Source organism: Pseudochrobactrum sp. AO18b (assembly GCF_000409565.1).
GTDB classification, from domain to species: Bacteria; Pseudomonadota; Alphaproteobacteria; order Rhizobiales; family Rhizobiaceae; genus Pseudochrobactrum; species Pseudochrobactrum saccharolyticum.
Window position 1 is genome coordinate 1 of record NZ_ANNO01000349.1, and the last position, 6,768, is coordinate 6,768.

At 53.4% G+C, this 6,768-nt stretch carries 7 protein-coding genes and 1 other RNA gene; 3 read left to right on the top strand and 5 right to left on the bottom strand.

Annotation, left to right across the window (positions count from 1 at the left end):
• On the top strand, positions 1 to 485 hold a 485-nt coding region (locus tag A918_RS0113675; RefSeq protein ID WP_022711612.1), incomplete at its 5' end, for a LysR substrate-binding domain-containing protein.
• Here A918_RS0113675 and A918_RS0113680 read toward each other — a convergent pair.
• From A918_RS0113680 to ffs, 5 genes are all read right to left on the bottom strand, one after another.
• The gene (locus A918_RS0113680; protein ID WP_022711613.1) at positions 469 to 1,746 is read right to left on the bottom strand and encodes a lytic murein transglycosylase; all 1,278 of its coding nucleotides are present in this window, start codon (positions 1,744 to 1,746) and stop codon (positions 469 to 471) included. The two genes, A918_RS0113675 and A918_RS0113680, sit on opposite strands and share 17 nt — an antisense overlap.
• Before the next feature lie 131 nt (positions 1,747 to 1,877).
• The gene (gene recR / locus A918_RS0113685; protein WP_022711614.1) at positions 1,878 to 2,483 is read right to left on the bottom strand and encodes a recombination mediator RecR; all 606 of its coding nucleotides are present in this window, start codon (positions 2,481 to 2,483) and stop codon (positions 1,878 to 1,880) included.
• 180 nt (positions 2,484 to 2,663) lie between these two features.
• Positions 2,664 to 2,987, bottom strand: coding sequence for a YbaB/EbfC family nucleoid-associated protein (locus A918_RS0113690; RefSeq protein WP_022711615.1), 324 nt, complete (start codon positions 2,985 to 2,987; stop codon positions 2,664 to 2,666).
• A 73-nt stretch (positions 2,988 to 3,060) separates the two neighbouring features.
• On the bottom strand, positions 3,061 to 4,905 hold the full coding sequence (locus tag A918_RS0113695) for a DNA polymerase III subunit gamma/tau (protein ID WP_256377856.1): 1,845 nt from the start codon (positions 4,903 to 4,905) through the stop codon (positions 3,061 to 3,063).
• A 221-nt stretch (positions 4,906 to 5,126) separates the two neighbouring features.
• An RNA gene (gene ffs, locus A918_RS21560) (signal recognition particle sRNA small type) lies at positions 5,127 to 5,223 on the bottom strand.
• Between the two features lie 158 nt (positions 5,224 to 5,381).
• On the opposite strand from ffs, the gene A918_RS0113700 reads away from it, so the two are divergent.
• Positions 5,382 to 5,792, top strand: a complete 411-nt coding sequence (locus A918_RS0113700) for an HIT domain-containing protein (protein ID WP_028233805.1) — start codon at positions 5,382 to 5,384, stop codon at positions 5,790 to 5,792.
• Between the two features lie 23 nt (positions 5,793 to 5,815).
• Positions 5,816 to 6,763, top strand: coding sequence for an NAD(+) diphosphatase (gene nudC, locus A918_RS20525; RefSeq protein WP_022711617.1), 948 nt, complete (start codon positions 5,816 to 5,818; stop codon positions 6,761 to 6,763).
• Positions 6,764 to 6,768 lie beyond the last annotated feature (5 nt).

A 6,768-nucleotide genomic window follows, 5' to 3' on the forward strand; every position in this document is an offset into this window, starting at 1 on the left:
CTTTACGGGAGGGACTGGCAGATGCGGGATTTATTGAAGCAGAGACTGATGACGCGCTGCTGCATAAAGAACCGGTTGCCTATGACGAACTGATTACAGTCGTCAATCCCGCACATCCGTGGGCACAGCTTGAAACTTTGCCGGCAGAACAACTGAGCGAAAGTTTCTGGATTTTGCGCGAACAAGGCTCGGGCACCCGCGCCGTCTTTGAAACTTACTTGCGCGAGCAAGGCTGCGATCCGGCGAATTTACCGCTGGCGCTGGAACTGCCGTCCAACGAGGCAATCTGCTCCGCACTGACAGCAGGCAATTACGCTACTGTGTTGTCCGCCCTAGCAGCCCGCCCGCATCTGGCAGCAGGCACATTGAAACAAGTGCCGTTTACGCTGCCACCACGGCAATTCTGGCTTCTGAACCACCGCGAGCGCTACCAGAGCCATGCCTTTAAAGCGCTATATAAGATGATTATCAGCGGATTGCCTTGACCAGCGCCTTATCAGGAAAACAGGTGGCAGGCTGGCCGTTCTTTGCCTGCCAGACACCGATAGAGCGACGGGTTTTAAATCCGGCCAGACCATCCGGCTTGCCGACATCATAGCCCTGCTTTTGCAGACGTTTCTGCATATCAGCGACATCGGAGCGATAAAGTCCACCGACAGCACCCCAAACCTGCTGAAAACCACCGGCACCATAGCTCATCCGGTCAGAGACATGACCGATGAACAGCGCATAGAGATCGCTCATATTATAGTTTTTCAGCACGTAGAAATTCTGTGTCACAATAAATGCAGGCCCGTGGCGACCGGCAGGCATCAGCAGAAAACCTTCTTGCGCCATTTCCTGTGCGGGGAACGCCTTGCCATTCACACGAGTGACACCCAGTGCCGACCAGTCACGGAATGTCTTGCCCTGATCCGGCCCCTCCAGAGAGCAGGAGACATTTTGCGGTACATTGACCTCAAAGCCCCAGTCGCGGCCTTTCTGCCAGCCGAAATGCTGCAAATAAGCAGCAATAGAAGCCAGTGTGTCCGGCACGGAATTCCAGATATCGCGCCGTCCGTCACCGTCATAATCGACGGCATGTTTTAAGTAAGAGGTTGGCATGAATTGCGGCTGACCAAGCGCACCCGCCCAAGAGCTTTTCAGATGCGCACTATCCATATAGCCCTTCTGCACAATCTCCAGAGCGGCCAGTAATTCCGCACGGAACATATCCTTGCGTGTTGCCATGAAAGCCTTGGTCGCCAGCACTTCAAAACCGTTATAAGGAATTTTTACCGAGCCGAAGGCGGATTCTCGCCCCCAGACAGCAACGACGATACCGGCAGGCACGCCGAAATCACGCTCGATTTTCGCCAGCAGGCTCTTATGAGCATTGAGCTTCACCTTGCCATTACTGACAACGGAATCAACTGTGCCTTTGCGGAAATAATTGGCCGGAGAGCCGAATTCAGACTGTGTTTGCTGTTTTGGTGTTTGCGGCTTGGTACCGGGCGGCACCAGATCCGGCAGTTTCCAGTTCAGCTGCACGCCGGATAAAGACTGATTGAACACGCTGCGGCTGATGCCGCGCTGCTGCGCCTGCGGCCACAGATCATTCTCCAGCCATTGCTGAAAGGCCGCATTGGTTTTGGATTGGAGTGCAGCAGAATAAGTCTGTGCCTGCGCCACTGTCGAGGTGAGGGGTACGGCAGCACCAAACAGGCTGAACATCACCAGAGCCTGACGGAGGAAAGTCTTCTGCATGGCTGCTCCTGTTAGTAAAATTACTCGAAACCTGAATCAAAAATTGGCTGGTCGCAAGCGAAAATGGTGAGTTTCGAGTACCGGAACAGAATGCAGGAAATTGCCATTTTCAGCCCGACCAGACGGTTTTTTTAAAGGGCAGTTCTGGCGCGCAAGGCCGCTGCCAATGTCCCCTCGTCGAGATAATCCAGCTCGCCACCGACCGGCACACCATGAGCAAGACGGGTGATTTTCACATCCATACCGTCGAGCTGATCGGTGATATAATGCGCTGTGGTCTGCCCTTCGACCGTGGCATTGACCGCGAGAATAATCTCTTTGATCTCGCCGCCGGTGACGCGCTCAATCAGGCCTTTAATATTGAGATCATCCGGCCCCACACCATCCAGCGGTGACAGACGACCGCCCAGCACATGATAGCGCACATTCATAGTGCCAGCGCGTTCCAGCGCCCAGAGATCGGAAACATCTTCAACGACGATCAGTGTGGAAGGGTCACGGCGCGGATCTTCGCAGACTGTGCAGGGATCGCTGGTATCCACATTTCCGCAACAGGAACAGATACGCACCTTTTCAGCGGCTTCCTGCATGGCAGAGCCAAGCGGCACCAGCAATGCATCTTTTTTCTTGATTAGATGCAGCGCAGCGCGGCGTGCAGAACGGGGCCCGAGCCCCGGCACACGGGCAAGAAGCTGGATCAGGCGTTCAATTTCAGGACCGGCGATTCGTTTTGACATAGTGAAGACTTAAAACATACAGAGCTTATGACAATCTGATTTTATCAAATTTTCGCTCTGATCTTTTGCATGAACGCGTATTTGATCCGAAAACAGCTTCGCACTTTTCGGGATACGCTTAAAGCCCGAATAGAATCGGGCGTTATTGTATAAGTACGTGTTATTAAACCTGCGCTTCGATTAGAACGGCAGTTTCATGCCCGGAGGGATTGGCAGACCGGCAGTCAGCGCCTGTGTCTTCTCAGCCATCATCGCTTCCAGCTTGGCTTTCGCATCATTATGCGCAGCGATAATCAGGTCCTCCAAAATTTCGCCTTCGCCTTCTTTGAGCAGCGACGGATCAATTTTCAGGCTGGTCAATGTACCCTTGCCAAGCAGGGTCAGGCTGACCAGACCACCGCCGGAAGTGGCGCTGACTTCCATCTGCGCGATTTCTTCCTGCATGGCCTGCATTTTGGCCTGCATTTCTTTTGCTTTGCTCAGCATCCCCATCATGTCACGCATGTGGCAGAACTCCTCGAATTACTCTTTTTCAATAAATGGTTCATAGCTTTGGTCGTTTCAACCGCAGCTATAATTAATCGTCATCATCCAAATCGCCGCTATCCACGCCCGGATCCGGCATTTGCATTTCCAAATCCGTGTCGTCATCCGGCGTGGTGATACGCACGTCGATAATTTTGGCACCCGGAAATTTTGCAAGAATCGCAGCCACATCCGGATCAGCGCGGGCATCTGTCACCAGCTCTTCGCGTCGTGCGGTTTCAACTTCAGCCACGGTCTGGCCGCCACCATCACGGGCAACCGAAACCATCCAGCGTTCACCTGTCCAGTCGAGCAGGCGCTGCGCCATATCCGTGGCCAGCGTTTTCGGCGCATGTTCGGTCAGGGCAATTTCCATACGATTCTGGCCGATGGAAACCAGACGCACAAAATTCTTGACCAGAACTTTGAACTGCAGATCACGCTTATTGCCTGCCAGATTGACGATGTCATTCAGGTCGCGGATGCGCACTGCTTGCGGAGCAGGTTCTGCTTTTGGCTGGACAATGGCTTGCGGCTGCATCACCGGTTGTGCAGTTGGCTCTGCCAATCGAAGAGCGGCGCCACCATTATTTTGACGCTGTACCATCTGACCGGAAACTGCATCAGCGGCTGCGTAGGCTGTTGTACCACCACCGGAGCCATTCCCACCGCCGCCTTGCGGAGCCGATGGTGCGGAACTACTACCAGTATGACCATTGGCAATGGCTTTCAGCGCCTCGTCCAGTGTCGGCAGATCAGCAGAATGCGCCAAACGGATCAGCAACATTTCTGCCGCCTGCACCGGACGTGATGAGGTTTCCACCTCATGAATACCTTTGAGCAACATCTGCCAGCAGCGCGACAAGGCGCGGATCGACAATGTTTTGGCAAATTCAGCACCGCGTACACGCTCATCTTCCGACAACGACATATCCTGCGCAACTTCCGGTGTGAAACGCAGGCGCGTGACCAAATGGTTGAAATCCGCCAGATCGCTCAGCACAACGGAAGGATCAGCACCCACATCATATTGCGCACGGAATTCTTTCAAAACGCCTGCCACATCACCGCGCATCAGCATTTCAAACAGGTCGATAATACGTGCACGGTCGGCAAGGCCGAGCATTTCACGCACCGTCTGGCTATCGACTGTGCCGTTGCCATGGGCAATCGCCTGATCGAGAATCGACAGGCTGTCGCGTGCAGAACCCTCTCCGGCACGGGCAATCATCGCCAGTGCTGTGTCGTCAGCCTGCACATTTTCAAGGCCGGTGATCTTGCGCAACAGACTGGTCAATGTGCCGGATTCAATACGGCGCAGATCAAAACGCTGACAGCGCGACAAAACGGTAATCGGTACTTTGCGGATTTCTGTCGTCGCGAAAATAAACTTCACATGCGGCGGCGGCTCTTCCAAGGTCTTCAACAGGCCGTTGAATGCCTGATTGGAGAGCATGTGCACTTCGTCGATGATATAGACTTTGTAACGGGCAGAAACCGGACGGTAACGCACCTGTTCAATAATCTCACGAATATCATCAATACCGGTATGCGAGGCCGCATCCATCTCGATCACATCGACATGGCGGCCTTCCATAATCGCCTGACAGTGCTCCCCCAATTCGGTCAGATGCACACTCGGCTGATCCATCGTATCGGTTTTATAATTCAGGCCGCGCGCCAGAATACGCGCTGTTGTGGTCTTACCCACCCCGCGCACACCGGTCAGCATCCATGCCTGAGCAATGCGTCCTGCTTCAAAAGCATTGGTCAGGGTGCGCACCATCTGCTCCTGACCATATAGATCGTCAAAATTCTGCGGGCGGTATTTACGGGCGAGAACGCGATAGGCGTTGTCTGCCGGTTTATTATCCATGGATTTCGCGCGCTCCTTCAGATCCCGTCTTTAAAGCATTTCCAGCAAAAGTGGGAACCGGTTTTGCTTGAGGCAAATGCGTAAAACAATAATTAGAGCGGTTCCAACAGTTCATCACAACTGGAACTGCTCTAAGCTTCACTGCTGTAGCACAGATCGTCAGCCGATTGAAAACAGAAAGCGGTCTCTCGGAAAACTTAGCTTTTCCGTGCACAACAATCTGATTTTCAGGGGAGAAAAAGGTGGGAGGCTGGCACGATGACCCGTGCCGAGCTCGTTAGGGCTGCTTCCTTCCGGACCTGACCCGGTTGGCGAGTGGTACGTCCACCACCAACCTCCCGCGCTTCATATCGGAAATTTGAACACAAAATGCAAGGCTCAAATAAGCTGAGATAAAAAAATATAGATTATTTTCATGCATTTTATGTTTGAATAGTTCCAGACTAACAGCAAAAACTGCCGGACAAGAACAATATTCCTCACAAAGGCACCGCATCATGCCAGATTTCGCCCTCGATCAACGCCTGCAAAATGACAGCTTTCCTATCGGCCCGCTTGGCCTGTGCCAGCTTTTATTGATGAATGACAAGCGTTGGCCATGGCTGATCCTTGTGCCGCAACGTGCGGATATGTCTGAAATTCACGAGCTGACCCCGCTCGATCAGACCATGCTCAGCTTTGAAACCTCTATGGTTGCCGAAGCCATGAAAACAGCGACCGGCTGCGAGAAAATCAACAGTGGTGCGCTCGGCAATATTGTGCGCCAGCTGCATATTCACATTGTTGCACGCAACAGCGGTGATGCGGCATGGCCGGGTCCGGTCTGGGGACATGGCACACGTGAACCTTATACGGACGAAGAAGCAAGCAAGCTCATCAGTGATTTGCGCGACCGTCTTTCTGCGTGATTTTGGCTGCCTGAGTTTATTACATGACAGATAACAGCTATGGTCTTGGCTTTGCCGGCAGGACACTTGACCCGCAAGCCGAGAAACGGGACGAAACAAGTTTAGCCAAAGCATTGGCTGATCCCGATGCGCAATTTCTGCTTTTTGCCGGTAATAAGATTATTTTGAAGCAGGACGCACCGGAACAGCGTGCCTTGTTCAGCCATGCGGAGCGACGCGCCCTGCAAAATGGCGCGGATTTATCTGCCGGTGACAATCTGATTTTGCTGGGTGAAGCAGAGGGTATCGCCTATCTTGCGATGGATACCGGACTGGGCGCGGAGGCACTTCCTGCGCCTTATGAAGCTTCGGAATATCGCGCACTCTATACGCATCATCTTTTGCCACCTGCCCTGAGCGGTATGGTTGCGCAAGGGGCTGCGCTTCTTGCATGGCATAAAACCCATCGCTTTTGCGGGCGTTGCGGCAACCGGACAGAAATGCGGATCGGCGGTTTCAAACGGGTATGCACCTCCTGCAATGCCGAGCATTTTCCACGCACTGATCCAGTGGTGATTATGCTGGTCACCCGCAAAACCGACAATGGCGACGCTTGTCTGCTTGCACGAAGCCCGCATTTTGCTCCGCTGACCTATTCCTGCCTTGCCGGTTTTGTGGAACCGGGTGAGACGATTGAAAATGCTGTCCGGCGTGAAGTGCGCGAAGAATCAGGCCTGCCCGTCGGACAGGTCACTTATCATGCCAGCCAGCCATGGCCGTTTCCCTATTCCCTGATGATCGGCTGTTTTGCGCAAGGCTTGTCCGATCAGATCACGCTCGACTATGAGGAGCTGGAAGACGGACGCTGGTTTACCCGCGATGAGGCAAGAGCAATGCTGGATAATGTCCATGCTCAAGGCTTACGCACACCACCTGCCGGTGCCATCGCCAGCGCCCTGATCCGTCATTGGGTAGAGTGTTCAGACAAATAAAAAAA